Below are 24179 nucleotides of genomic sequence, written 5' to 3'. Positions count from 1 at the left end.
AAGTCGCTGGCCATGGTCAGACGTCGGGGTGCGGGCGAGCTCGCGCAGGCAGCAGCACTGAAGACGATCCTGGCGCTGCCCGGCGCTGTGCGGCGCCGGCTGACCTCGCCGCAGGTGAGGCAGGGCCAGTGGCTGGCCAACGACCTGCGCCTGATGCTGGGGCTGTCGCGCCTGGCGGGGGAGCCGCAGCTGGGCGACCTCGACGTCCCCGGCACCCGGGTCGCCCTGGACCGGCAGGCCGCAGCCGCCGGCGGACGCCGTCGGGTGGCCTCGGTGCGCGACCTGGTGCTGGGCGAGGGCCCCGACGACCCGGGCGGCCTCCGTGCCCGGCTCTACGTCCCGCGCGCCCGCCTGCTCGAGCAGCGGGCGCCGATGCTGGTCTTCTTCCACGGCGGTGGCTTCGTCTCCGGTGACCTCGAGAGCCACGACGGACCCTGCCGCTTCCTCGCCGAGGAGGCGGGCGTCCGCGTGCTGTCGGTGGAGTACCGCCTCGCCCCCGAGCACCCGTTCCCCGCGGCCCACGACGACGCGTGGACGGCGTACCGCTGGGTCCTCGAGCACCCCGACCTGGTCGGTGCGGACGTCGACCGGCTCGCCGTCGGCGGCGACTCCGCCGGCGCCAACCTCGCGACCCACGTCGCCCGCCGGGCCGCCCAGGAGGGGACGCCGCTGGCCTTCCAGCTGCTCGCCTACCCGGTCACCGACGCCACCCGCACCGGCGGCAGCCGCGACACGTACGCCGAGGGCTACCTGCTGACCCGACGCTTCATCGAGCAGGTCACGGACCACTACACCCCGGACCCCGCGACCCGCACCGACCCGCGCATCTCGCCGCTGCTCGCCGACGAGGTCCCCGCGGGGATGGCGCCCGCCCACGTCGCGACGGCGGGGTGGGACCCGCTGCGCGACGAGGGCGAGGACCTCGGCTTCGTGCTGCAGCGGGCCGGCGTCCGCGCCGAGGTGCGACGGCACCCCAGCCAGATCCACGGCTTCCTGAACTTCGTCGGCGTCGCCCCGACCTCCCGCCTCGCGACCCGGGAGCTCGCGTCGGCGCTGCGGGTGGCGCTGGGCTGAGGCCGGCCGGGCCGCATCGGCCCCTGTCGGCGGTCAGCGGAAGCGGACGTTCCCGGCGATCCTGGTCAGCGAGGGACCCCCAGCGGTGTCGTCGCGGCGCCCGTCGTCCACGACGAACGTCTCCGGGGCGTACAGCGCGTCGACGCCGAAGGCGCTCGCCCGGCCCACCTTGCGGAAGAGGCCCTGGACCTTCACCTCGTCGGCGGGGCGGACGTCGTCCAGCACCACGCTCAGGGTGACGACCCGGTCGTGGTCGATGCGCGCCGAGCGGATGTCCGCCGACCGCGGGTTGGTGGTGCGGGCGGGGTCGTGCAGGTCGTCGCGGAGCTCGAGGGTGTCGGGGTCGCCCGCCGTGTCGACGACGCGGTCCGTCGCGGCCTGGGCGGGGGACGCGGACATCAGGGGGGCGAGGGCGAGGGTGGCCACGACGGCGACGGCGGTCGCGCGGGATCGGGTGTTCACGGCGCGGACGCCAGGGACGCCCGGCGTCGAGGGTCCAGGGATTCAGGACGACGGGCCGCGGGCGTACATCACGTGGGTGTCGACGCCGGCGTGGGTGAACCCGTGGCGGGCGTAGACGGCGACGGCCGCGTCGTTGTCCGCCTCGACGTACAGCTCGGCCTCGTCGACGCCGCGGCCGGTGGGCCCGCCGTCCACGAGGTGGTGCAGCCCGACGAGGGTGAGGACCGTGCCGAGGCCCCGGCCCTGGGCCGCCGGCGAGATCCCGAGGACGTACACCTCCCCGAGGCGCTCCGAGGTGCGCTTCGTCCAGTGGAAGCCCAGCAGCTCCCCGGTGGCGGTGTCGCGGGCGAGGAAGAGCCCGGCGGGGTCGAACCAGTCCTGCTCCATGCGCTCGGCGAGGTCCTCGCGATCCATCGCCCCCTGCTCGGGGTGTGCCGCGAACGCGGCCGCGTTGACCGCGACGAGCTCGTCGGCGTCCGCGTCGGTCCAGGTGTCCACCCGGACGCCGTCGGGCAGGACGACGGGCGGGAGCGGCTTGCCGGTGGGACGGCGCATCACCCACAGCTCGCGCACGACGTCGAAGCCGTGGGCGTCGGCGAGCACGCGCGCCGCCGGGTGGTCGGCGTGCGACCAGGCCCGCAGCGGCTCGCCGTCGGCGACCGCGAGCACCTCCTCGAGCAGGTCGCGGCCCCGGCCGCGGCCCCGCGCCGCCGGGTCGACGGCCAGCCCGAGCTCACCGTCCACGAGCAGTGCGACGGCGTCCTCGGCCGACCACCAGCCGAGGTCGGTGGCGGGCCGGTGCCGCAGCGCCCGCCAGGTCGCCTCGTCGAACGGCTGCGCGCCGTCGGCCTCGGCGCAGGCCCGCGCGACCTGCTCGACCCGGGCGAGGACGTCGGCGTCCAGCCCCGTGGCGGGGGTGGACGTCACGCGTCGGCGCCGTGACGTGTCTCGCTGGCCTCGTGCTCCTTGGTCGGCAGCACGAAGCGGTAGCCGACGTTGCGCACGGTGCCGATGAGGGTCTCGTTCTCGGGCCCGAGCTTGGCGCGCAGGCGCCGCACGTGGACGTCGACGGTGCGGGTGCCGCCGAAGTAGTCGTAGCCCCACACCTCCTGCAGCAGCTGCTGGCGGCTGAACACCCGACCCGGGTGCTGCGCCAGGAACTTCAGCAGCTCGAACTCCTTGAACGTGAGGTCGAGCGACCGCTTGCCCACCTTCGCGGTGTACGTCGCGTCGTCCACGACGACCTCGCCGGTACGGATGACGTGGGAGTCGGGGTCCTCGGCGTCCCGCGCCGCCGTGACCCGGTCGGTCGCGAGCCGGATGCGGGCCTCGAGCTCGGCGGGTGAGCAGGTGGTGAGCACGACGTCGTCCATCGCCCAGTCGGCGGCGACCACGGACAGGCCGCCCTCGGTGACGACGAGGATGACCGGGACCTGGGTGCCGGTGGTCCGGATCAGGCGGCACAGGTCGCGGCTCGCGGCCAGCTCCTGGCGGCCGTCGACGAGGATCAGGTCGGCGGCCGGCGCCTCGAGCAGGGCGCTGCCCTCGGCGGGCAGGACCTTCACGGTGTGGCGCAGCAGGGCCAGCCCGGGGATGACCTCGGCAGAGGGCTGCAGCGCGCTGGTCAGCAGCAACAGGGTGCTCATGCTGGTCCTCGCTGGTCCTGGTGGCGGTCGGCCCGGGAAACCGTGGAGGGACTGAGGATACTGGAGCCATGCACCCGGACAGCACCACCGAGGCCCGTGACGCCGCCCACGCCACCCCCGGCGTGGTGACGGTGCACTTCTGGGCGGCTGCCCGGGCGGCCGCCGGAGCGGCCGAGGCGCAGCTGCCCGTCGACGGTCCCACCACCCTCGCCGCGGTGACCGCCGCCGTCCTGGAGTCCCACGGGGACGACGCGCGGCTGCGGCAGGTGCTCGGCGTGTGCTCCGTGCTGGTCGACGACCGGCCCGCGGGCACGGGGGACCCGGCCGCCGTCCGGGTCGAGCCCGGGCAGTCGGTGCAGTACCTCCCGCCCTTCGCGGGCGGCTGAGGACCACCGCCGCCCCGCGTAGGGTGACCCCGCCCCGGCCGACCGAGCCGGGCCGCCCTGGGGGACCGATGACGACGACGCGACGCGCGGCGGGCCCCGCCGCGGTCGTGTGCGCCGCGGTGCTCGCCCTCGTCGTGGTGCTGAGCGGTCCGGGGCCGTCGAGCTCCGCGGCCGGGACGGTCGCGGGCGCCGGACCCGACGCGTCCGGCCGGGACGCCGAGCGGCCGGCGTACACCTTCGTCTCGTCGCCGGACCTCTTCAACGGCGACCTCGGGGACGTCCGCTCGGCGCCGACCTGGCGGCCGGGGATGCCGAACTCCTGGAACGGCCACTGGGCGAAGAACGTCGAGAACATCTTCGGCCAGCTCGCCGCCTTCGACGCGGACGACTACCTGGTCGCCGGGGACCTCGTCGAGGGGCAGTGGCACCTCGACAAGCGGGACGACCGGGTCTTCGGCACCGGCGACGCCACCGTCACCCGGGCCGGCAACGTCTACTACCCCCGCTGGAAGTCGTTCTGGCGCGCCGCCGGGGTGGACCCGGCTCGCGTGCACGAGGCGGTCGGGGACCACGAGGTGGGCGACAACCTGGCCCGCGCCCGGGGCCGCCAGTACCGCCTGTTCCCCCGGTACAAGCGGGTCTTCGCCCGTCACTTCACCGTCCCGGGCGGCGAGCACCGCTACCGCATGCACCCGCGGAAGGGCCAGCACGCCGACACGGCCTACGCCACCTGGCTCGCGCCCGGCGTCCTGCTGGTCACGGTCGACGTGTTCGCGTCGCAGAAGGCGGGCATCGCCGCGACCGTGGAGGGCGAGCAGCTCGCGTGGGTGCGCCGCGTGCTCGCGCGGACGAGGGCGTCCGACACCGTCATCGTGCAGGGTCACGTGCCCGTCCTCGGCCCAGTACGGCGCTTCGCCACCAGTGCGATCCGCCTGCGGGGCGGGGAGGACAGCCCCTTCTGGAGGCTGCTGCGAGCCCGCGACGTCGACCTGTACCTGTCGGGGGAGGTCCACGCCGACACCGCCGTCCAGCGTGCCCCCGGCGACCCGCTCCAGGTCTCCCACGGGGGCCTCGCGAAGTTCGGCACCATCCGCTTCCTCACCGGCAGCGTCGCCGCGGACGGCACCGTTTCGCTCGTCAGCCGCCAGATCCGCAAGCAGTCCGTCGTGCCCACCGACCCCCGGGGCCGGCGGCTGTGGAGCACGAACAAGACCATGCCGTGGAAGGTCGTGCTCGACCCGTTCTCGACCGAGACCGGCACCCTGACGCTGAGCCCGAGCGGCCGGGTCACCGAGAGCTCGGGCCACCTCGCCCTCAACCCCGACCTGGACTGAGGGGCTCCTCACGGCCCAGTCACCCCGGGGCGCGGCATAACGGCCACGCCGGCGACGTTGGGCCCACCGTGACCGGTGTGTGGATCGTCCTCGGGGCTCTGGCGCTCACCGCCGTCCTGGCGGTGTGGCACCGCAGCGTCGACGGCCGCTTCAGCGAGGCGATCGGCACCCACCCCGAGGAGAAGGCCGTGGAGCCCGCGATCGACCCGCAGACCTGGGCGGCGCTCGGTGCCGAGCCCGGGGAGCGGGCGACGCTGCTGCAGTTCTCCTCCGCCTTCTGCGCCCCCTGCCGCGCCACCCGGGTGACCCTCGGTGAGGTCGCGGGGCTGGTCCCCGGGGTCGCCCACGTCGAGGTGGACGCCGAGCAGCACCTCGACCTCGTGCGGCGGCTGAACGTCATGCGCACCCCCACCACGCTCGTCCTGGACGCCGACGGCGCCGAGACCACGCGGGCCTCCGGGGCCCCCACGCGCGACCAGGTGCTCGGCGCTCTGTCCCAGATGTCGGACACCGAGTCCAGATGATGAGACCCCGATGCGACGAGGCGCCGCCAGCCGCCTACGGTGGCCCTGTGTCCACGACCATGCTGACCCGCCGACGCGCGGTGGACCACTGCCGCGTCCGCTCGGCGCTGTGTCGCATGCGCTGAGCCGTCGCCGACCCCTGCCCTCAGCACCGTCCTGAGCCACGGGAAGCGCCGTACGGCTGCCCCACCCCCCGTCCGGACACCCTCAGGAGAACCATGTCGAGCCCCACCGCCGCGCCGAGTCGCGCGGCCGACCCGCGCGCCGCGCGCTTCGCGGCGGCACTGACCAGCCTCGTGCTGGTCGTGGTCCTGCTGCTCGGCGAGAGCATCGTCGGGACGGCGCTGCTCGCGCTGCAGACCGCCGTCTTCGCTGTCGGCGCCCTCGCCGGCCCGCCCGCGACGCCGTACGCCGCGCTGTTCCGCACCGTCGTCCGCCCCCGCCTCGCGCCGCCGGCCGAGCCCGACCACCACGCCGGCGCGCCGCAGCGTTTCGCCCAGGCCGTCGGCCTTGCCTTCACCGGCGTCGCGCTCGTGTTCGTGCTGCTCGGGGCGACGTTCGTCGGCCACCTGTTCGTCGGCCTCGCCCTCGTGGCCGCCCTGCTCAACGCCGCCGCGGGCCTCTGCCTCGGCTGCGAGATGTACCTCGTGGCGCGCCGCCTGAAGGACCACGGCGCCCGCACCGCCTGACACCAGCACCACAGGCACAGCACCAGACACAGCACGACACCAGATCCCCAACGAAAGGTCGCACATGAGCCGCGAGTCCGCCCTCGTCACCGCCCAGTGGGTCGAGGACAACCTCGACACCCCGAACGTCGTCCTGGTGGAGGTGGACGAGGACACCGCCGCCTACGACAAGGGCCACATCAAGGGCGCCATCAAGCTCGACTGGACCACCGACCTGCAGGACCAGGTCCGCCGCGACTTCGTCAACGCCGAGCAGTTCGGCGAGCTCCTGTCCGCCAAGGGCGTCTCCAACGACGACACCGTCGTCCTGTACGGCGGCAACAACAACTGGTTCGCCGCGTACGCCTACTGGTACTTCAAGCTGTACGGCCACGACGACGTCAAGCTGCTCGACGGCGGCCGCAAGAAGTGGGAGCTCGACTCCCGCGAGCTCGTCTCCGACGAGGTCACCCGCGAGCGCACGTCGTACACCGCCAAGCCGGCGAACAACGACATCCGCGCCTTCCGCGACGAGACCGTCGAGGCGATCGGCGTGAAGAACCTCGTCGACGTCCGCAGCCCCGACGAGTACGCCGGCCGTCTCATGGCCCCGGCGCACCTCCCGCAGGAGCAGGCGCAGCGCGCCGGCCACATCCCGACCGCGGCGAACGTCCCGTGGTCCAAGGCGGCCAACGACGACGGCACCTTCAAGTCCGACGAGGAGCTGAAGGAGATCTACACCGAGGCCGGCGTCGACTGGGACAAGGACACCATCGCGTACTGCCGCATCGGCGAGCGCTCGAGCCACACCTGGTTCGTGCTGCACGAGCTCCTCGGCCAGGAGAACGTCAAGAACTACGACGGGTCGTGGACCGAGTACGGCTCGCTCGTCGGCGTCCCCGTCACCCTCGGCGACGAGCGCGGTGAGGCCTGATGTGCGGCGCGACCAAGGGCGGTCTGTCCCTCGACGGGATCGACGTCGCCAAGGAGGCCATCATCCAGGGCCAGGTGCTCCGCGGCGGTGAGGGCGGCGAGCCCGTGGGCAACGCCTACGTGCGCCTGCTCGACCGCACCGGTGAGTTCACCGCGGAGGTCCCGACGTCCGCGTCCGGCCACTTCCGGTTCTTCGCCGGCGACGGCGAGTGGACGCTGCGCACCCTGGCCCCCAAGGCCGACCCCGTCGACGTGAGGATCGCCGCGAGGACCGGCGTCGTCGCCGAGGCCGTCGTCGCGATCTGAGGCACCACTCGCTGGTCTCGCGACCCGGCCCGTCGTCCCCCGTGGACGGCGGGCCGGGGCGTTTCCGGGGCCCGCTGCCGGGGAAGACAGCCCTCATGGTGGGTCTCGTGGACGCCACGGGTGAGCCGTGCTGAGGTCACGGCTCCTGCGCGCCCTCGGCGTCGTCGTCCTCCTGCTCGTGGCGGCCGTGTTCGCCCTCCACGCGGCGGTCCGGCTGCCCGACGCCTCCGGCCAGGCCAGCGCGCTCGTCGCCGGCGGGCTCCTCGCCTGCGGGGTCTGCGGTCTCGCGCGCCTGGTGGTCGACGTCCGGCCCGCAGCACCCGCGGCCGCGCCGGGGCGGTGGGACGGCGAGCCGGCCCTCGTCCTGGGACGCGACCCGCGACCGACGCAGGTCTCGTCCTGGGGACTCGCCCTGCTGGGTCTGGCGGTGCTGCTCGGCGCCGTGCCCGCCGTCCTGGCGGGGGAGTGGGTGCTCGCTGTCCTGCTGGCGCTCGCGGGCGGCTGCTGCGTGTGGTCGGGCTCGCCGCACCGACGCGACCTCGCCGGGGGTGTCTGGCTGACCCCCACCCGGATCGCGCACTCCTACCGCGGGCGCCGATGGACCCTCGGGTGGGAAGAGCTGCGCGACGTCGTCGACACCCCGGGCGGCGGTCCGGCGGACACGGACCGCCTCCTGCTCCTCACCGACCCCGGTGCCGTCCACGGGGAGGAGCGCTTCGGCCCGCCGGGCCGTGCGTGGCGCGGTGGGGTCCGGCTGGACGACCGCGGCCCGGCGGGCGTCCTGGGCCTCGAGCTGGAGGGGCTGGCGCCGTCCGCCCCCGAGCTCGCCGACCTCGTGCGGCGTGCGGCGGCCGACCCGGTCCTCCGGCAGTCGCTCGGGCGCGCCTGACCGCCGACCCAGCGACCCAGCGGCCCACAGACCGATCGACCCCGCGGACCGGGGCTCAGGGCGTGTCGAGCACCAGCGTCACGGGGCCGTCGTTGACCGACGCGACGGCCATGTCCGCGCCGAACACCCCGCGGGCGACGGTGGCGCCGAGCGTCTCGAGCTCGCTGCAGACCGCGTCGTACAGCGGCTCGCTGACGGCTCCCGGCGCGGCGGCGCTCCAGGTCGGACGGCGCCCCTTCCGGGCGTCGCCGTACAGCGTGAACTGGCTGACCACGAGCAGGGGCGCGTCGACGTCGGAAACGCTCTGCTCGTCGCGCAGGACCCGCACGCCCCACAGCTTGCGCGCCATCCACTCGACCTGGGCGCGCCCGTCGTCGTGCGTCACCCCGAGCAGGACCAGCAGCCCGGGGGTGTCGATCGCGCCGACGACCGCGCCGTCGACGGTGACCGAGGCGGACGTGACGCGTTGGACGACGGCTCGCACCCGGTCATCCAACCAAGTCAGTAGACGAGCGCCTGCGCCCCCTCGCGCAGCGCCTCCTCGACGAACGTCGCGGACCCGGCCACGCGGACGCCGTCCAGGACCCCCTCGGGGGTGATGCCGCGGCGGTCGGCGCACTGCGTGCACACGGTGACGGTGCCGCCCGCGACGACGGCGGCGAGGAGGTCCGCCAGCGGTGTCGCCAGCGGCAGCTCGAACGCCTCGGCGCGACCGGGGACGCCGAACCACGCCGCCTCACCGGTGAGCCACAAGGACACCTCCGCGCCGGCCGCGAGGGCGGTCGCGGCGACGGTGAAGCCCTGGTTGCAGCGCTCGGGGTCCTCCGCGCCGCAGGTGACCTTGACGACCAGCGGGCGCGACATGGCTCGACCCTAGACTTCGTCCCATGGCCTTCGAGCTCCCGTCCGACCTGCACCCGGACGTCGCCCCCCTCGCCTGGTTGCTCGGCACCTGGCGCGGCAACGGTCACGGCGACTACCCGACGATCGAGAGGTTCGAGTTCGGCCAGGAGCTGATCTTCACCCACGACGGGCGGCCGTTCCTCCACTACATGTCGCGCGCCTGGATCGTCGACGCGGACGGCGAGAAGGTCCGCGACGCCGCCATCGAGACCGGCTTCCTGCGCGGCAAGGCCGACGGCAAGGGCACCGCGCAGGTCGAGATGGTCCTCGCCCACAACACCGGCTTCGCCGAGATCTGGTACGGCGAGGCGTCCGGCGGCAAGCTCGACCTCACCACCGACGGCGTCATGCGGACCGCCACCGCCAAGGAGTACGCCGGTGGCTCACGCCTGTACGGCAACGTCGAGGGCGACCTGCTCTACGCGTTCGACATGAACGCCGTCGGCCAGGAGCTGCAGCCCCACATCTGGGCCCGCCTCCAGCGCGCCTGAGCGGCCCGCCGGTGGCCGGGGGCGCGAGCGCGACGAGCTCGAGACCCGGTGACCGGCTCCAGGGCCGCTCATCGGGTCTCGAGGCTCGTGGCGTGGTGCGAGCGTCAGCCGGCGTCGGCCGCCTTCAGCAGGTTCGGCACGTTCTTGTCGAAGTACGGCGTGGCGATGAAGGAGTTGTCGGCCGGGCCGAACGAGGTGATGCCCCGCAGCTGCCCGACGTCGGTCCTCGCGTTGTAGCCGGTGACCCAGGGGCCGCCGGACGAGCCGCCGCCGAAGCCGCAGCCGGCGACCGCGCGGAAGGAGAAGCCCTCCCAGTCGACCTTCTGCGACTTCTTCGCGCAGGTCTTCTGGACCTCGCCGTTCGCGATGTTGCCGGGGTAGCCGAAGATCCGCAGGTCGAGGCGGTAGGCCCCGCCGACGGTCAGGCCGTTGCCGCCGACGGCGCCGACGACGGTCTGGCGCTTGGCGTTCCTGCCCAGGCGGGCGAACGCGAAGTCACGGTTGAAGCCGGTCGGCGAGGCGCCGTTGTCGACCCAGTCCTGCATGGCGAAGCCGTCGGTCGCGGCGAACATGCCCTTCGGCTTCTTGCCGCGGTTGTACCCGGGCACGAAGACCCAGTTGGACGCCCACTCGCCGTCCGCGCCACCGCCGTGCAGGCAGTGGCCGGCCGTGGAGACGATGCTCTTGGACTTCGAGTTGATCGCGGCGGCCGAGCAGATGAAGTCGCCGTCGCTGTTGGAGAAGAAGACCTTGCCCGCGACGTACGAGAAGGGCGGAGTGGCGCGACGGGTCGGCGCGGGGGCCGGCTGGGTGACCTCGCGCAGCGGGGTCGGCTCGACCTCCTCGGCGGCCGCCCGGAGGTCGGCCGGCGTGTACGACGGGGCCTCGACCGGCTGGGCCGCCCGCATGCGGGCCGGCGTCCAGTAGTCGCGCAGCGCGCGGGCGGACGAGGTCCGTCCGGCCCGGTCGACGAGCCCCTCGCTGAGCCCCATCTCGTGGGCGGCGATCGCGTCGCCGCCGGAGCCGGCCCCGGAGGCGCCGACGACGGTGCCGACGCTGCCGGCCGGCGCCGCGGTGGCCGCGGGGGCGAGACCGGCCAGGACGCTGAGCGCCGCAGCCGGGAGAGCGAGTCGGGTGAGGGTGCGGTGCTTCATGGAACTGTTCCTCCGTGCACAGGAATGGGCGCGACCCGAGGGGGTCGCGACGGGAGAGACCGACGCCCGGTCCGTGCGGACTGCTTCCGCACCGTCGGTGAGGCCGACACTGGCAGCGGTGCGCCGAGGTCGTCCACGGAATTAGCCGGGGCGTTCGCTCCCGGTCCCGGTCCGGTCGATGAGAGCGGGATGACGCCCGTCTGAGAGTCCTCTCATGTTGGCTCGGGAAGCGGGTCTCGAGGCCGCCCGGCACCTAGCGTTCCCGGATGCGCAACTCGGAGTTCATCGAGCTGACCGCGGCGGGTCGACCGTCGGTCCCGACGCCGCCACCCCCGGTGGGCGGCGGGGTCCGTCGTCGCCTGGACGGCGCCGTGGTGCCCCTCGCGAGCGTCCTGGGCGTCGTCGTCCTGGTGCAGCTCCCGCGGACCCTGGAGGCCGACGCCCGGGCTGCGCTCCTCGCCTTCGGGGTGGCCGTCGTCCTGTGGTCGACGACCCGTCTGCCGGCCGCGTGGGTCGCCCTGGCCTGCGCCGTGGGGCTGACCGCACTGGGCGGCGCGGAGCAGGAGGACCTCTTCGAGGCCCTCGCCGCGGACGTGGTGTGGCTGATGGTCGGGGCCTTCGTGCTCGGCGGCGCGATCCGGTCGACCGGGCTCGCGGGCCGGTTGACGTCGGTGGTCGGTCGCCGGGTCCGGACCGTCGGCGGGGCGACCTGGGCCGTCACCACCATGCTCGTCCCGCTCTCGGTGCTGATCCCGTCGACCTCGGGCCGGGCGGCCGTGATGCTGCCGGTCCACCGCAGCCTGACCCGCGCCGTCGACGACCGGTCGGTGACCCGCGCACTGTCCGTGCTCGTCCCCGTCGTCGTCCTGGTGTCGACGATCTGCACCCTCGTCGGCGCCGGCTCGCACCTCATCGCGGTCGACCTGCTCGACGACGCCACCGGCTCGTCCATCTCGTTCGGCCAGTGGCTGCTGTGGGGCGCGCCCTTCGGCGTCGCGGCCAGCGCCGTGTCCTGCTGGGTGGTGGGCCGGATGTTCCTCAGCGCCGAGCTCCGCCGGACGCCGCTCACCCTGCCGCGCGGCGAACGGCGTCCGTTGAGCCCGTCCGAGCGGCGGACCCTGGTCGTGACCGCCGTGATGGTGGCGCTGTGGTCCACCGAGGCCCTGCACGGGCTCGAGGTCGCCTTCGTCGCCCTCGCGGGGGCCGTCGTCCTCACCGCGCCCGGCGTCGGCGTCATGGCCTGGAAGGACGGCGTCGCCGCGGTCTCCTGGAACCTCGTCGTGTTCGTCGGCGCCGCCCTCGTGCTCGGCGAGGCCCTCGTCGACACCGGCGCCGCCGCCTGGGTCGTCGACCGCCTCTTCACCTTCTCCGGCATCAGCCAGACCAGGTCGGTGCTGCTCGTCCTGGTCGTCCTCGCGCTGCTGACGCTGACCTCGCACCTCTACATGACCTCGCACGCCGCCCGGGCCGCGGCGCTCGTGCCCGCCGTCCTCTCGCTCGCCGCCTCGCTCGACCTCGACCCGGTCGCGGTGGTCTTCATCGGCACCGTGGGCATGGACTACTGCCTGACGATGGCCGTGAGCAGCAAGGCGCTGCTGCTGTACGCCGAGCTCGACGAGGAGACCTTCGAGCCGGCGGACCTGATGCGGCTCTCGGCGGTCCTCCTGCCGGTCCACGTCGTCCTCGTCGTCGTCTTCTACCTCGGCTGGTGGCAGTGGACGGGGCTGGCCCTGTGAGCGACGACTCCGGCCGCCCGGCGCCCCGCCGCAGCCTCTCGCGCCGCCTCGCCGCCACCTTCACCGCGCTGGGCGCGATCGGTGTGCTGGTCGTCGGCGTGAACGGCTACACCCTGACCCAGTGGCGTGCCTCGGAGGAGGAGCAGGAGCGGCACTACCTGCGCAGCCTGCGGCTCATGGAGGCCCGTGCGCTGACGTTCGAGGCGTTCAAGGAGGTGCCCGACGCCACGCTCGGCGGCGACCCCGACGCGCGGCAGGACTACGAGGAGCGGACCGCGGGCATCGCGTCCGTCCTCGACGACTGGGCCTCGCTCGCCGAGGACGCCGCCGAGGAGCGCGAGGTCGAGCAGGTCCGTGCTGCCGCGGCGGTGCTCGACGACCGGGCGGACAGGGTGTTCGACCTCGTCGAGCAGGGCCGCCGGGGCGACGCGCGGGGCGAGCTGGAGCGCGTCGAGGAGGAGGGTTTCGAGCCCTTCGACGCGGTCACCGACGCCGCGGTCGCCAGCGACGAGGTGAAGCGCGAGGAGGTGCGGGAGGGTGCCTCGGCGGCCCGCCGCACGGCGAGCATCGCGCTCGTCGTCGCCGGCCTCGGCGTCGTCTCGCTCCTGCTCCTCATCGGCGCGTTCCTGGCCGGGGGCGTCTTCCGACCCGTCCGTGAGCTGCACCGCGGGCTGTCCGAGCTCGCCGCGGGCCGCACCGGCGTGCGCCTGCCGGAGGGCTCCGACGACGAGATCGGCCTGCTGAGCCGGGACTTCAACCAGCTCGCCCAGCGGGTGGAGGACGCCGACGACAGGCCGGCTTCGATGGGGACCGACGGCGGCGACGACGCCCGCCTCGTCCTGAGCCGCGTCGTCGACGGCCTCGCGGACGAGGTGACCGCCGCCGCTCCCGCGCTCGAGCCGGAACGGGCCGCGACGCTGACGGTCCGCGTCGCCGCCGCCCGCCTGGCCGTCGACCGGCTCGGCTCGATCGGCCACCCCGTCGACCTGGACCTGGTGGTCGTCGACCCGGCGGCCCTGCTGCACGACGTCGTGGGCCGGGTCGCCGACGAGCTGGTCCGACGCGCGGTCGCCCTCGGCATCGACGCCGCCGGCCTGTCCTCACCGCTGGTCGCCGACCGGGCCCGCCTCCGCGAGACGCTGTCCGAGCTCGTCCGCAACGCCCTCGACGCGTTGCCGGAGCGCGGCGGGTCGCTCCGCCTCTCCGCCTCCGACGCGGAGGGCGGGATCGCCCTCGAGGTCAGCGACGACGGGCCGGGCTTCCGCCGGGCGGACGTCGCGTGGCTGCACGACGGCACCCCGCGCCCCGACGACACCCGAGGTGTCGGCCTCCGCCTCGCCACCGCCGTCGTCGAGCAGCACGGCGGCCGACTCAGCCTGCGCACCGGGCCCGACGGGCGCGGCACGACCGCCCGGGTGCTGCTGCCCACCGACCCGGGCCGGGCCCGCCCCGGCCCTCGCCCCCGCCGCCCCCGTGAAGGAAGGACCACCCCATGAGACTCCGCGTGCTCATCGCCCCCTCCGGCTTCAAGGAGAGCCTCAGTGCCGAGGAGGTCGCCGACTGCGTCGCCTCCGGGGTCCGTCGCGCCGTCCCCGACGCGCTCATCCTCAAGACCCCCGTCCCCGACGGGGGCGAGGGCTTCGCCCGCACCCTGGTCAACGCCGTCGGCGGCACGCTCCACGACGTCACGGTCACCGGCCCGGTCGGTGAGCCGGTCGACTCCTACTTCGGCCTGCTGGAGCCGACCCCCGGGGACGACGGGCAGGTGCCCCCGCCGACCGCCGTCCTCGAGATGGCGGCCGCCGCCGGCCTGCGCCACGTGCCGCGCGACCAGCGGGACCTGCTGGGCACCACGACGTACGGGGTGGGCGAGCTGATCACCGCCGCGCTGGACGCCGGCGCCCGGCGCATCCTGCTCGGGTGCGGCGACTCCGGCACCAACGACGGGGGTGCCGGCATGGCCCAGGCCCTGGGCGCACGGCTGCTCGACGCCGACGGGACCGAGCTCGGCCGCGGTGGCGGCGAGCTCTCGCGCCTGGCGTCCGTCGACCTCTCCGGGCTCGACCCGCGTCTGACGGCGACCGAGATCGAGGTCGCCTGCAACTGGGACAACGTGCTGACCGGCCCCCGCGGCGTGGCACGGGTCTTCGGCCCGCAGAAGGGGGCCGACGAGGAGACGGTCCGCGCCCTCGAGGACGCCCTCGACACGTACGCCGACGTGCTCGACCGCGACACCGGCCACGACGTCCGGAGCTCCCCGGGGTCCGGGGCCTCCGGTGGGCTCGGGGCGGGTGCCCAGGCGCTGCTCGGGGCGACGCTGCACCCGCGCTTCGACGTCATCACCCGCTACCTCGACTTCGACGCGCTCCTCGGGCGGGTCGACCTCGTGATCACCGCCGAGGGCGCCATCGACCGGCAGAGCGCCCGCGGCAAGGTCCCCGCGGAGGTCGCGCGTCACGCCGGCGAGCGCGACATCCCGATCATCGCCCTGACCGGGACGGTGGGGGAGGGCGTCCAGGCCGCTCTGGACGCCGGTCTCGACGCCTTCGCCTCGATCCTGACGCGGCCGCAGACCCTGGAGCAGGCGCTGCGGGAGGTCCGGGACTCGCTCACCACCTCCGCCGAGCAGACGATGCGGCTGCTGCTGGTCGGCCGGCGTCTCGCCTGGCAGCAGGCCGAGGCGCGCTCGGTGTGACCCGACGGGGGCCTCAGCCCTCCCGCGGCGGCTGCGCGGCGGGGCCCCCGACCCGCCCGGAGTGCGCCAGGTGGTGCCACAGGTGCTTGAGGGTCTGGCCCGGGAGGTCGGCGGTCCGGGCCACCTCCCCGAGGACGGCGGGGGTCAGCTCGTCGCCGACGGCGCGAGCGGCCGCGACGGACGCCGGCCCCCGGTAGCCCTCGTCGAGGTCGGCGGTGGCGACCCGGTAGCCGGGGTGGAACTCGATCGGGCACCCGAGGCGCCGTGCGGCGGTCTCGGTGACGGTCCCCGCGAAGCACGGGTCGAGCACGACCGCCGCCACGTCGACGGTGAACATGACCGGCCCGTGCACGTGCGCCTCGACGTAGTCGTCGAGCACGTCGATGCCCCGCTCGGCGGCTGCGTCGGCCTCCCGGACGAGCTCGCCGAGGCGCCCGGAGTCGACGACCCGGGTGGGCGAGTGCGCGGAGTCGGGGTAGCAGAAGGTCGTCCGTCCGATCAGCTCCGGGCGCAGCCGCACGTACGACGACCCGAACCGCGGGCTCGCGCCGTACGGGCTCTCGGCGCGGTTCCACGCGCCGTACGTCGGTCGCGCCCGCGCCGGCCCGTCGTCGTACCGGCCCTCGAAGAGCCGGCTCTCCCACAGCCACCGGTCGCCGCCCTGGACGGCGGTCAGACCGCCGTTGGAGGTGCCGGTGACGAACTGCGAGAGGTACCGGTCGTCGGCCACCATCGAGTCGACGACCGTGCCACGCGGGCCCGGCCAGTCCGGGTGGAAGTGCATGGTGATGGCATGCATGCGACGGGCGGGTCGCAGGCCCCCGGTGGTGTCGCCGCCCTCCGTCATGGGCCCTCCCGGGACGGACGGCCGACGGGAGCGGGCGTCCTGCGGCGACCCTAGACGCTCGGCCCGCAGGTCTCCTCGTTTGGCCCCCCGGGGATGATCGACGGTCGGAACCCCGGGGGGAGGGCCCATGGTGCTGGGGCGGAGGCTGCCACGCGCCGTCGTGCGCACGGCGGTGGCGTCGGTGTGCGGCGCGCTGGTGCTGACGTCCTGCACGTCCAGCGGTCCGGGACCCGCCGACCCCGCCGACCCCACCGACCCCACCACCGAGGCGGTCACGCCCCGGCTGGACGACGAGCGGCCCAACGTCGTCATGGTCCTCGTCGACGACCTCGGCTGGGGCGACCTGGGCTCCGGCCGCCTCGACGAGGGCAACCCGAACCGGTTCGTCGACACCCCCGCCATCGACCGTCTCGTGCGCGACGGCATGGCGTTCCCCAACGGCTACGGGGCCCTCAGCTGCGCTCCGAGCCGGATGGCGCTGCTCACCGGGCAGTACCCCCAGGGCCGCGACAACGGCGTGTACGGCGGTATCGACCTCAACGCCATGGCCCCGCGGTACGACGGCCCCGAACCGCGCCTGCGGGGCATCGACAACCGCAGCCGGTCGGGCGGGTCGTGGCTGTCGTCGAGGTCCGTGACGATCCCCGAGCGCATGGCCGAGGCGGGCTACTGGAACGCCCACGTCGGCAAGTTCGACGTCACCGCCGGCGCCGGCCAGATCACGGAGCAGCACGGGTACGACGTCAGCTACGGCGGCGGGCCCTTCGGCAGCCCCGCGACCTACACCGCCCGCCCGAAGGACGGCGGCGGCTGGACGTGGGGGGCCCGCGTCGACGAGACGATGGAGGCGTTCGCGGAGCCGTACTCCACGGAGTACCTCGAGCGGGACGTGCTGCCCCACGCCACCGGCGTCGACACGGCCGACGTCCTCGCCCTCGACGGTGAGCCGAAGAACCTCACGGACGCCGTCGGCGACGCCGCACTGACCTCGATCGAGCAGGGCGCCGCCACCGGCGGTCCCTTCGCCGTCCAGGTGAACGAGTTCGCGGTCCACAGCCCGGTCGGGCCCGCGGAGGCGCGCCCGGACCTGCTGGCGAAGTACGAGGACCGCTCCCGCCCCGGCGACGGCCGCGTCCCGGCGTACGCCGCGATGGTCGAGAACGTCGACCAGACCGTCGGGCGGATCGTCGACCTGCTCCAGACGCGCGAGGACCCGCGGAACCCGGGGGAGGTGCTCGCGGAGAACACCGTGGTGGTCCTGATGTCCGACAACGGCGGACGGATCCGCTACAACGGCCGGGACCAGCGGCGCATCGGCGGCGACAACGGCCCGCTGCGCGGCGAGAAGCTGCAGCTGTGGGAGGGCGGGATCCGCGTCCCGACCGCCGTGTGGAGCGGCTCCGAGGCGCTGGTCCGGAGCGGGGTCGTGAACCGCTCGATCGTGCACGTCACCGACGTCGCGGCCACCTTCGCCGACTACGCCGAGGTGCCCGGCCGGGTCCGCCGCGGGCTCGACGGGCAGTCGCTGCGGGAAGCGTTCGCGCGGAACGCGGAGGTGAGCCGGCCGCTGCTGCAGCACTACCCCGGCTACAGCCTCGGCAAGGGCCGCGACCAGCGCCCCGCCACCGTGATGCGGATCGGCTCGTACGTCGTCCGCTTCGACTACGAGTCGCTGCGCCTCGGCCTCTACGACGTCGCCCGGCAGCCGTCGCAGCGCACCGACCTCGCCCGGGCCCGGCCTCGCCTCGTACGACGCCTCGGCCGCGCGATGGCCGAGGAGCTCGACCGGCTCAACACCCCGCTCGCCCGGTTGCGCGCGGAGAGCGCGCCGGTGCGGATCGTTCTCGGCCCGGGCGCCACGACGTACGCCGACGGCCGCCTGCGCCGCTACGACCGGCGCACCGTCCTCCGGGTCCGCGCCGGCGACGAGATGCCCCTCGTCGTGGACTGAACCTCCCTCCGCTGGTTCCGCTGGCTGAGGTGCCGACGACGGCGAGCCCCCGCGCGCCGACCTGTTCGCCGACGACACGTCGGCGTGCACGAATGCCCCTGCCGAGCCCGGGGGAGGGGATGATCCAGCCGGGACGTCCCATCACGACATGGGGAGAGCAGCACGGATGAGGTCTCGGAGACGACTGGCGTGCGCGGCGATCGGTGCCGCGGTGGCCTCGACGTGCGCCCTGACGGCGCCGCCCGGCGCCGCGGAGCCGGGCGCGAGCAGGGCCGCCCCCGCCGACACCCGGCCCAACGTGGTACTCGTCGTCGTGGACGACCTGGGCTGGGGCGACGTCGCCAGCGGCCTGTTCAACGACGGCCACCCCAACGGTTTCGTCGACACCCCCGCCATGGCGCGCCTGGCGGAGGAGGGCACGACCTTCCCGAACGCCTACGGGGCACTCAGCTGCGCGCCGAGCCGGATGAGCCTGCTGACCGGGCAGTACGCCCAGGGCCCCGACAACGGTGTGTACGGCGGGGTCAACCCGAACTCCGTCCCGCCCTTCTACGACGGCAGGCCACCCACGCTGCGGGGGATCGACAACCAGAACCCCACCGGCGCCTCGCGGCTGCCCGCCTCGGCGACGACGGTGCCCGAGATGCTCGACGACGCCGGCTACTGGAACGCCCACGTGGGCAAGTTCCACGTCACCGCCGGCACCGACCAGATCACGCGCAACCACGGGTACGACGTGAACTACGGCGGCAGCCGCGCGGGCAACCCCGGCTCGTACACCGCCACCCGGCGCGCCGACGGCACACCCGTCTTCGGCGCGAAGGTGGACCGGACGCTGGACCGCTTCGCGGCGCCGTACACGCGCGAGTACCTGCGGGAGAACGTCCTGCCGTTCACCACCGGGGTGCCCCGCGACGCCGTCCTCGGCCTGGCGGGGGAGCGCAAGCACCTCACCGACGCCGTCGGCGACGCCGCCGTCCACGCCGTGCGCCGCGGCGCCCGCACGAGGGACCCCTTCTTCGTCGCCGTCAACCAGTTCGGCGTCCACGACCCCGTCGGCCCGGCCCAGGCACGCCCCGACCTGCTGGCGAAGTACGAGCGGCGCCGCCCGCGCGGCGAGGGCCGCGTCCCGGCGTACGCCGCGCTCGTCGAGGGCGTCGACCAGACCGTCGGCCGGCTGCTCGCCGAGCTCCGCGAGCGCCCCGACCCCCGTTCGCCCGGGCAGACCCTCGCGGACAACACGATCGTGCTGCTGACCTCCGACAACGGCGGGCGGCTGAGCCGCAACCGCCGCGACCCCGACGGCTTCGGCGCCGACAACGGGCCGCTGCGCGGGGAGAAGATGACGCTGTGGGAGGGGGGCATCCGCGTCCCCACCGCCGCGTGGAGCGGGACTGCGTCCCTCGTGCGACCGGGAGTGGTCAACCGTGGCCTGGTCCACATGACCGACCTCGCCGCCACCCTCGCGGACGCCGCCCGCGTCCGCGCCCGCGACCGGCGCGGCCTCGACGGCTTCTCCATCGCCCCCGCGCTCACAGGGGGCGAGGTGGGCCGCGAGTCGCTGCTGCTGCACTACCCCGGCTACAGCCTCGGCCGCGGGCGCGACCAGCGCCCGGCGACCGTGCTCCGGTCGGGGGACTGGAAGGCCCGCTACGACTACGAGGCCCGCACCCTGCGTCTGTTCGCGGTCGGTGCGCGGCCGTCGGAGACCGTGGACCGCGCCCGGGCCGACCCCGGCGTCGTCCGCCGGCTCGGGGTGGCGATGGCCACCGAGCTCGAACGGACCACCACCCCGCTCCCGACGCTGCTCGCCAAGGCCGCGCCCCTGCGCATCGACGTGCGCCCGGGCACCGTGACCTACGCCGACGGCGTCCTCACCCGCCACCGCCGCGCCCGCACCCTCCGCCTCCGGGCCGGCGACGAGGTCCCCCTCGTCGTCCGCTGACCGCCGTCACACTCAGGTGGTCGAGCAGCCCGCGAGCGCAGCGAGCGTGCGTCGTCGAGACCCCGGCGAGCCGCCGGTCGGCCTCCACCCCCGCCGGTGGCCGGGGTCCCACCGTGCCTGCCTAGGCTCCGTAGGTGACCACCACCGTCGAGGACGCCCGTCGACGACCGGTCCTCCTGACCCTGCTGGTCGTGTACGTCCTGTTCCTCGCGACGGTGCTGCTCTTCCCTCGCGGCGAGCTGCCGAGCACCTCGGTGAGCGTGCTGACCGACCTGGTGCAGCGTCTGGGTGCGGACCCGGTGCTCGTGACCTCGAGCCGGGTCGAGGTGATCAGCAACGTCCTGATCATGGTCCCGCTCGCGCTGCTCGGGCGCCTGGTGCGGCGGGGCTACTCGTGGCGTGACTGGACGGCGGTCGGGTTCGTGATGGCCACCGGGGTCGAGCTGTTCCAGGGGTTGTTCCTGCCGGATCGGTCCGCGAGCGCGCTCGACGTGGTCGCCAACACGACCGGGGTCGCCGTGGGCGCGGTCATCGGATCTCTGATGCGGTGGTTCATCGTCCGGCGCGACGGCCGCTCCGCCTGAGCGACGGCACCCTCGCCGGTCGAGCAGCACCGCTGGTTGAGGAGTGAGCGGAGCGAGCCTCGAAACCCGGTGCGCCGAGCGACCGCAGCACCCCCGGCGGTCGAGCCTGTCGAGACCTCAACGGTCGCCGACCAGCACCCCCGCCGCGTCCCCTCGTCGCCCTGCCCGCACGGCCCACGACACCGCCGCGGCGGCGGGCATGCCGGCCTGCGCGACCGCGGTGCCCAGCGGCTTGCGGCTGGTGCGGGTCCAGCCGACCGGCTGCAACGAGGCCGCCACCGCCGCGGCGGCGTACGGACGCATCGCGCGGTGGTAGTCGTCCACCGCGGAGACCAGCGGCCGGCGCCCGGTCTCGACCTCCACCAGCGCGTCCCGCAGCAGGTGCGCGTCGCGCAGGGCGGTGCTCGCCCCCTGCCCGCCCGTCGGGGGCATGGCGTGGACGGCGTCCCCCAGGGCGGTCACCGGGCCCGGCGCCCACGGGGCCAGGCCCGCCGGGTAGCGCGCGGCGGCGTGGAAGCGGAACGCGGACGCCGTCACGGGGTCGGTGTGCTCGACGACGTCCAGGATCGGCCCGTCCCAGGACCGGTCGCGCAGCTGCGCTGCGGCCGCGGCCACCAGCGGCCGACCGGCCAGGCGCGCCAGCGACCGGGTGCTCGCCCAGTCCAGCAGGATCGCGCCCCACACGTAGCTCTCCCCGACGCCCCAGGGAGGCGGCGCGACGAACCTGCTCACGGCGACCTGGTCCAGCGCGGCGTGGTTGCCGACGTACAGGCCGGAGCCGCCGGGCCCCACGGCCAGCGTGGAGCGTGACCGCAGCAGGTCACGGGTCCCGGGCGGGACCGACGACTGCGCCGTCCGCCCCGCGACACCCATCAGGCCGACCGGCGTGGACGTCGGCCCGCCCGCGAGCTGCGTGGCCACGGCGGAGCCGACGCCGTCGGCCGCGACGAGGACGTCGCAGCGCACCTCGCCCGTCGTCCCGTCCTCGGCGGCGGTCCGCACGACGACCGTTCCGTCGTCCTGCTGGTCGTAACCGACCCCGCTGACCCCCAGCCGGAGGTGCTCGCCGAGCCCGTGAGCGAGCAGGAGGCGCAGGGTGATCCGGTCGACGTCGAGGGTCCCGTCGGCCCTCGGGGAGCGGTCCACGACGACGAGGCGTCCGCGGTGGTCGCGGACCGCGTGGTCCCGGGCGACCTCGGAGGCCCGCTCCACCCCGAGCAGCTGGCCGAGCCGGTCCGGCGGCAGCAGCGCCCGCAGCCCGGTGACGGCCTCCGGGCTGAGGTGCAGGCTGTACCCGCCGGTGGCGCGCAGGTCTGTGCCGCGCTCCAGCACCGTCGCCCGGATCCCCGACGCCAGGAGTCCTTGAGCGAGGGCGAGACCGCCGATCCCGGCGCCGACGACCACCACGTGCACGTCGCGACCCGTTCCCCGAACGGCCCGATGCAGTCGCGGACGAGTGCGACGAGTGCGTCACACCGGGCCGGCCGGGCCCCGCACTACGATCGAGAGATGACCGCGAGCCCGCAGGACGACTGGCGCGAGCGCCTGCGCGGACAGGGCTACCGGCTCACGCCGCAGCGCGAGCTGATCCTCGCCGCCGTCGACGCGCTCGGGCACGCCACTCCCGACGAGGTGCACGCGGAGGTCCGCAAGCACTCGTCGGCGGTGAACGTGTCGACGGTCTACCGCACCCTCGAGGTCCTCCAGGAGCTCGGGCTGGTGCGCCACACCCACCTCTCGGACCGCGCGCCGACGTACCACTCGGTGTCCGACCACGAGCACTTCCACCTGGTCTGCCGGAATTGCGGCAAGGTCACCTCCGTTGACGCGGACGTGGCCCGGGGCCTGGTCGAGAGGCTCACCGCGGACCTCGGCTTCGTGCCCGACATCGGGCACCTTGCGCTGCACGGCCACTGCGCCGACTGCGGCTAGGAGCCCGGGCCGCCACCGATCCCAGGAGGCACCACTGATGCTCGACCTTCCCGGCGCCGTCGCCGGCGACGCCCCCGACGCGGGCGTCGCCGCCCACTACGGCTCGTTCAACACCGAGCAGCGCGCGCTCGAGGCGGGGGAGGGCTTCGTGGACCTGTCGCACCGCGACGTCCTGCGCGTCACCGGGCCGGACCGCCTCACCTGGCTGCACGCCCTCACCACCCAGCACCTGCTGGACCTCCCGCCCAAGCGATGGACCGGCGTCCTGGTGCTCTCGCCGCACGGCCACGTCGAGCACGCGATGACGGGCTACGACGACGGCGAGACCTTCTGGGCCCACACCGAGCCCGGCGCCGCCGCGGCGCTCGTGGGCTGGCTGGACTCCATGCGCTTCATGTCGCGCGTCGAGGTCGCCGACGTGACCGCCGACCAGGCGGTGGTCTGGCGCCCCGCGGCCGCCGCGAGGTCCGGCGCCCCGGAGGACGACTGGTACGCCGCCTACGAGCTCGTCCCGCGCGAGGCGCTCGCGACGTACGCCGACGCCGCCGGCCCCGCCGCCGGGCTGTGGGCCTTCGAGGCCCTCCGCATCGCCCGTGGGGAGCCCCGTCACGGCCTCGACACCGACCACCGCACCATCCCGAACGAGGTCGGCTGGGTCGGACCCGCCGTCCACCTCGACAAGGGCTGCTACCGCGGCCAGGAGACGGTCGCCCGCGTGCACACGCTGGGCCGCCCGCCCCGCCGGCTCACGTTGCTCCACCTGGACGGCTCCGAGAACCGCCTCCCCGCGCGGGGCGCCCCGCTGCTCGCCGGCGACAAGACTGTCGGCACGGTCGGCACCTCCGCCCGCCACCACGAGCTGGGGCCCATCGCTCTCGCTCTGGTCAAGCGCAACGTCGACCTCGGCGCCACGCTGGACGCCGACGGCATGCCCGCGGCGCAGGAGACGGTGGTCGACCCCGAGGTCGGCCTCCACGTGCGTCCGAAGCTGCGCTGACACTCTGAGCGTGCGTGCTCTCAGGCCCTCCGGGCGTGCGTGCTCTCAGGGTCGGTCCGAACCGCAAGATTTCCTGAAGTCGCGGGGCGACAGGCCCATCTGACAAGGCCTCCAGGCAAACAGCGCGCGACAAGACGAGACAAATGGTGGACATCGGTCTGTCGTGCCCTACTGTTCTCGCAACACCACCATCATGGGGAGCCTGAAGTGAAGAAGTTTGCCGCCAGCGTCATCGTTGCGCTGCTCATGTCTGCTGGCCTCGTGGCCGCCTCGTCGACGACGGCTTCCGCCGCGCCCTACCCGCCGCGGTTCGAGACGAGCTGCAACGCGACCTCCCAGGGCTCCGTCAACCGCTTCGAGCGTCCGAGCCTCCGGGTGAACGTGCGCCCGCGGGGGACGAACCGCTCCCCCCGTGGCACCGTGACGGTGAACTACGTGCGCCGCGAGGGTGGCAAGCGCGTGTCCTACACCCGCGGTTACAACGGCCCGACCGTCTACAGCTTCCCGGCTCTGCGTCGTCCGGGTCGCTACTACGTCGTGATCCGCTACAACCCGGGCGCCAACTCGGTCTTCAAGAGCTGCTCGGACACCGCGAACCAGTTCGTTCGCAACCGTCCGCGCGGCTGACCGCGCGACCGACGCTGACTCACGACTGATGCCTCGTCGCTCCGCGGCGGGGCATCGTCACGCGCAGAGCCCTCCTCGCAGTCGAGGACGACTTG

Annotated in this window: 26 protein-coding genes; 18 read left to right on the top strand and 8 right to left on the bottom strand. The window is 74.6% G+C overall.

Features of this window, described 5'->3' with window-relative positions; genetic code table 11:
• Window positions 1-12 precede the first annotated feature (12 nt).
• Complete coding sequence (locus MJ876_RS05810) at window positions 13-1074, top strand: alpha/beta hydrolase (protein WP_240235237.1); 1062 nt, start codon at window positions 13-15, stop codon at window positions 1072-1074.
• Between the two features lie 33 nt (window positions 1075-1107).
• Here MJ876_RS05810 and MJ876_RS05805 read toward each other — a convergent pair whose 3' ends face one another.
• The 3 genes from MJ876_RS05805 to MJ876_RS05795 are packed head-to-tail and all read right to left on the bottom strand — an operon-like array spanning window position 1108 to window position 3182.
• Window positions 1108-1536 carry a hypothetical protein gene (locus tag MJ876_RS05805; protein WP_240235234.1) on the bottom strand — a complete coding sequence of 143 codons (429 nt, stop codon included), beginning with the start codon at window positions 1534-1536 and terminating at the stop codon, window positions 1108-1110.
• 42 nt (window positions 1537-1578) lie between these two features.
• Entirely contained in the window at window positions 1579-2463 is an 885-nt protein-coding gene (mshD, locus tag MJ876_RS05800; RefSeq protein WP_240235232.1) for a mycothiol synthase, read from the bottom strand.
• Window positions 2460-3182, bottom strand: coding sequence for a response regulator transcription factor (locus tag MJ876_RS05795; RefSeq protein ID WP_240235230.1), 723 nt, complete (start codon window positions 3180-3182; stop codon window positions 2460-2462). Before MJ876_RS05795 ends, mshD begins: the two co-directional genes overlap by 4 nt.
• Window positions 3183-3250: 68 nt before the next feature.
• On the opposite strand from MJ876_RS05795, the gene MJ876_RS05790 reads away from it, so the two are divergent.
• The 7 genes from MJ876_RS05790 to MJ876_RS05760 all read left to right on the top strand — a co-directional run bounded on the left by MJ876_RS05790 (window position 3251) and on the right by MJ876_RS05760 (window position 8222).
• Window positions 3251-3568, top strand: a complete 318-nt coding sequence (locus MJ876_RS05790; RefSeq protein WP_240235228.1) for a MoaD/ThiS family protein — start codon at window positions 3251-3253, stop codon at window positions 3566-3568.
• A 68-nt stretch (window positions 3569-3636) separates the two neighbouring features.
• Window positions 3637-4902, top strand: a complete 1266-nt coding sequence (locus tag MJ876_RS05785; RefSeq protein WP_240235227.1) for a metallophosphoesterase — start codon at window positions 3637-3639, stop codon at window positions 4900-4902.
• Between the two features lie 77 nt (window positions 4903-4979).
• Window positions 4980-5426, top strand: coding sequence for a thioredoxin family protein (locus MJ876_RS05780; RefSeq protein ID WP_240235225.1), 447 nt, complete (start codon window positions 4980-4982; stop codon window positions 5424-5426).
• Between the two features lie 218 nt (window positions 5427-5644).
• Window positions 5645-6115: a DUF4395 domain-containing protein gene (locus tag MJ876_RS05775; RefSeq protein ID WP_240235224.1), complete on the top strand. Its 471-nt coding sequence runs from the start codon at window positions 5645-5647 to the stop codon at window positions 6113-6115.
• A gap of 64 nt (window positions 6116-6179) precedes the next feature.
• On the top strand, window positions 6180-7028 hold the full coding sequence (locus MJ876_RS05770) for a sulfurtransferase (RefSeq protein WP_240235222.1): 849 nt from the start codon (window positions 6180-6182) through the stop codon (window positions 7026-7028).
• Window positions 7028-7333, top strand: a complete 306-nt coding sequence (locus MJ876_RS05765) for a DUF1416 domain-containing protein (RefSeq protein ID WP_240235220.1) — start codon at window positions 7028-7030, stop codon at window positions 7331-7333. The genes MJ876_RS05770 and MJ876_RS05765 overlap by 1 nt, the downstream gene beginning before the upstream one ends.
• 127 nt (window positions 7334-7460) lie before the next feature.
• Entirely contained in the window at window positions 7461-8222 is a 762-nt protein-coding gene (locus tag MJ876_RS05760) for a hypothetical protein (RefSeq protein WP_240235218.1), read from the top strand.
• A 55-nt stretch (window positions 8223-8277) separates the two neighbouring features.
• Here the strand turns inward: MJ876_RS05760 and dtd are convergent, their stop codons facing one another.
• On the bottom strand, window positions 8278-8706 hold the full coding sequence (gene dtd, locus MJ876_RS05755; protein WP_240235216.1) for a D-aminoacyl-tRNA deacylase: 429 nt from the start codon (window positions 8704-8706) through the stop codon (window positions 8278-8280).
• 17 nt (window positions 8707-8723) lie between these two features.
• Window positions 8724-9086: a DsrE family protein gene (locus tag MJ876_RS05750; RefSeq protein WP_240235215.1), complete on the bottom strand. Its 363-nt coding sequence runs from the start codon at window positions 9084-9086 to the stop codon at window positions 8724-8726.
• 23 nt (window positions 9087-9109) lie between these two features.
• Between MJ876_RS05750 and MJ876_RS05745 the strand changes: the two genes are divergently transcribed.
• Window positions 9110-9616, top strand: a complete 507-nt coding sequence (locus MJ876_RS05745) for an FABP family protein (RefSeq protein WP_240235214.1) — start codon at window positions 9110-9112, stop codon at window positions 9614-9616.
• Between the two features lie 104 nt (window positions 9617-9720).
• On the opposite strand, the gene MJ876_RS05740 is transcribed toward MJ876_RS05745, so the two are convergent.
• Window positions 9721-10770 (bottom strand): serine protease, encoded by a 1050-nt coding sequence (locus MJ876_RS05740; RefSeq protein ID WP_240235213.1) that lies wholly within the window; start codon window positions 10768-10770, stop codon window positions 9721-9723.
• 266 nt (window positions 10771-11036) lie between these two features.
• Between MJ876_RS05740 and MJ876_RS05735 the strand changes: the two genes are divergently transcribed.
• The 3 genes from MJ876_RS05735 to MJ876_RS05725 are packed head-to-tail and all read left to right on the top strand — an operon-like array spanning window position 11037 to window position 15201.
• On the top strand, window positions 11037-12506 hold the full coding sequence (locus tag MJ876_RS05735) for an SLC13 family permease (protein ID WP_240235212.1): 1470 nt from the start codon (window positions 11037-11039) through the stop codon (window positions 12504-12506).
• The gene (locus MJ876_RS05730) at window positions 12503-14002 is read left to right on the top strand and encodes an ATP-binding protein (protein ID WP_240235210.1); all 1500 of its coding nucleotides are present in this window, start codon (window positions 12503-12505) and stop codon (window positions 14000-14002) included. Before MJ876_RS05735 ends, MJ876_RS05730 begins: the two co-directional genes overlap by 4 nt.
• Entirely contained in the window at window positions 13999-15201 is a 1203-nt protein-coding gene (locus MJ876_RS05725) for a glycerate kinase (RefSeq protein ID WP_240235209.1), read from the top strand. The genes MJ876_RS05730 and MJ876_RS05725 overlap by 4 nt, the downstream gene beginning before the upstream one ends.
• A gap of 13 nt (window positions 15202-15214) precedes the next feature.
• On the opposite strand, the gene MJ876_RS05720 is transcribed toward MJ876_RS05725, so the two are convergent.
• Entirely contained in the window at window positions 15215-16000 is a 786-nt protein-coding gene (locus MJ876_RS05720) for a DUF3626 domain-containing protein (protein WP_240235208.1), read from the bottom strand.
• 208 nt (window positions 16001-16208) lie between these two features.
• Between MJ876_RS05720 and MJ876_RS05715 the strand changes: the two genes are divergently transcribed.
• The 3 genes from MJ876_RS05715 to MJ876_RS05705 all read left to right on the top strand — a co-directional run bounded on the left by MJ876_RS05715 (window position 16209) and on the right by MJ876_RS05705 (window position 20528).
• Window positions 16209-17999 carry a sulfatase-like hydrolase/transferase gene (locus MJ876_RS05715; protein WP_240235206.1) on the top strand — a complete coding sequence of 597 codons (1791 nt, stop codon included), beginning with the start codon at window positions 16209-16211 and terminating at the stop codon, window positions 17997-17999.
• 166 nt (window positions 18000-18165) lie between these two features.
• The gene (locus MJ876_RS05710) at window positions 18166-19944 is read left to right on the top strand and encodes a sulfatase-like hydrolase/transferase (protein ID WP_240235204.1); all 1779 of its coding nucleotides are present in this window, start codon (window positions 18166-18168) and stop codon (window positions 19942-19944) included.
• Between the two features lie 134 nt (window positions 19945-20078).
• A complete protein-coding gene (locus tag MJ876_RS05705) occupies window positions 20079-20528 on the top strand; it encodes a VanZ family protein (RefSeq protein WP_240235203.1) in 450 nt (149 codons plus the stop codon).
• 117 nt (window positions 20529-20645) lie between these two features.
• Here MJ876_RS05705 and MJ876_RS05700 read toward each other — a convergent pair whose 3' ends face one another.
• Window positions 20646-21941 carry an FAD-dependent monooxygenase gene (locus MJ876_RS05700; RefSeq protein ID WP_240235202.1) on the bottom strand — a complete coding sequence of 432 codons (1296 nt, stop codon included), beginning with the start codon at window positions 21939-21941 and terminating at the stop codon, window positions 20646-20648.
• A gap of 96 nt (window positions 21942-22037) precedes the next feature.
• Between MJ876_RS05700 and MJ876_RS05695 the strand changes: the two genes are divergently transcribed.
• From MJ876_RS05695 to MJ876_RS05685, 3 genes are all read left to right on the top strand, one after another.
• Window positions 22038-22460 carry a Fur family transcriptional regulator gene (locus MJ876_RS05695; protein ID WP_240235200.1) on the top strand — a complete coding sequence of 141 codons (423 nt, stop codon included), beginning with the start codon at window positions 22038-22040 and terminating at the stop codon, window positions 22458-22460.
• 37 nt (window positions 22461-22497) lie between these two features.
• A complete protein-coding gene (locus MJ876_RS05690; protein WP_240235198.1) occupies window positions 22498-23457 on the top strand; it encodes a folate-binding protein YgfZ in 960 nt (319 codons plus the stop codon).
• 207 nt (window positions 23458-23664) lie between these two features.
• Window positions 23665-24084, top strand: a complete 420-nt coding sequence (locus MJ876_RS05685; protein ID WP_240235197.1) for a hypothetical protein — start codon at window positions 23665-23667, stop codon at window positions 24082-24084.
• Window positions 24085-24179: the final 95 nt, after the last annotated feature.

The organism is Nocardioides sp. CFH 31398, from assembly GCF_022436705.1.
Classification (GTDB): Bacteria; Actinomycetota; Actinomycetes; order Propionibacteriales; family Nocardioidaceae; genus Nocardioides.
Note: the sequence above shows the minus strand (reverse complement) of the source record. Positions and strands in the feature narration are given on the sequence as shown.

Coding starts and splice junctions, on each gene's coding strand:
- MJ876_RS05810 (WP_240235237.1), top strand. CDS start 13: ATGGTCAGACGTCGGGGTGCGGGCGAGCTCGCGCAGGCAGCAGCACTG.
- MJ876_RS05795 (WP_240235230.1), bottom strand. CDS start 3,182: ATGAGCACCCTGTTGCTGCTGACCAGCGCGCTGCAGCCCTCTGCCGAG.
- MJ876_RS05790 (WP_240235228.1), top strand. CDS start 3,251: ATGCACCCGGACAGCACCACCGAGGCCCGTGACGCCGCCCACGCCACC.
- MJ876_RS05785 (WP_240235227.1), top strand. CDS start 3,637: ATGACGACGACGCGACGCGCGGCGGGCCCCGCCGCGGTCGTGTGCGCC.
- MJ876_RS05775 (WP_240235224.1), top strand. CDS start 5,645: ATGTCGAGCCCCACCGCCGCGCCGAGTCGCGCGGCCGACCCGCGCGCC.
- MJ876_RS05770 (WP_240235222.1), top strand. CDS start 6,180: ATGAGCCGCGAGTCCGCCCTCGTCACCGCCCAGTGGGTCGAGGACAAC.
- MJ876_RS05765 (WP_240235220.1), top strand. CDS start 7,028: ATGTGCGGCGCGACCAAGGGCGGTCTGTCCCTCGACGGGATCGACGTC.
- MJ876_RS05750 (WP_240235215.1), bottom strand. CDS start 9,086: ATGTCGCGCCCGCTGGTCGTCAAGGTCACCTGCGGCGCGGAGGACCCC.
- MJ876_RS05745 (WP_240235214.1), top strand. CDS start 9,110: ATGGCCTTCGAGCTCCCGTCCGACCTGCACCCGGACGTCGCCCCCCTC.
- MJ876_RS05740 (WP_240235213.1), bottom strand. CDS start 10,770: ATGAAGCACCGCACCCTCACCCGACTCGCTCTCCCGGCTGCGGCGCTC.
- MJ876_RS05735 (WP_240235212.1), top strand. CDS start 11,037: ATGCGCAACTCGGAGTTCATCGAGCTGACCGCGGCGGGTCGACCGTCG.
- MJ876_RS05725 (WP_240235209.1), top strand. CDS start 13,999: ATGAGACTCCGCGTGCTCATCGCCCCCTCCGGCTTCAAGGAGAGCCTC.
- MJ876_RS05720 (WP_240235208.1), bottom strand. CDS start 16,000: ATGCATGCCATCACCATGCACTTCCACCCGGACTGGCCGGGCCCGCGT.
- MJ876_RS05710 (WP_240235204.1), top strand. CDS start 18,166: ATGAGGTCTCGGAGACGACTGGCGTGCGCGGCGATCGGTGCCGCGGTG.
- MJ876_RS05695 (WP_240235200.1), top strand. CDS start 22,038: ATGACCGCGAGCCCGCAGGACGACTGGCGCGAGCGCCTGCGCGGACAG.
- MJ876_RS05690 (WP_240235198.1), top strand. CDS start 22,498: ATGCTCGACCTTCCCGGCGCCGTCGCCGGCGACGCCCCCGACGCGGGC.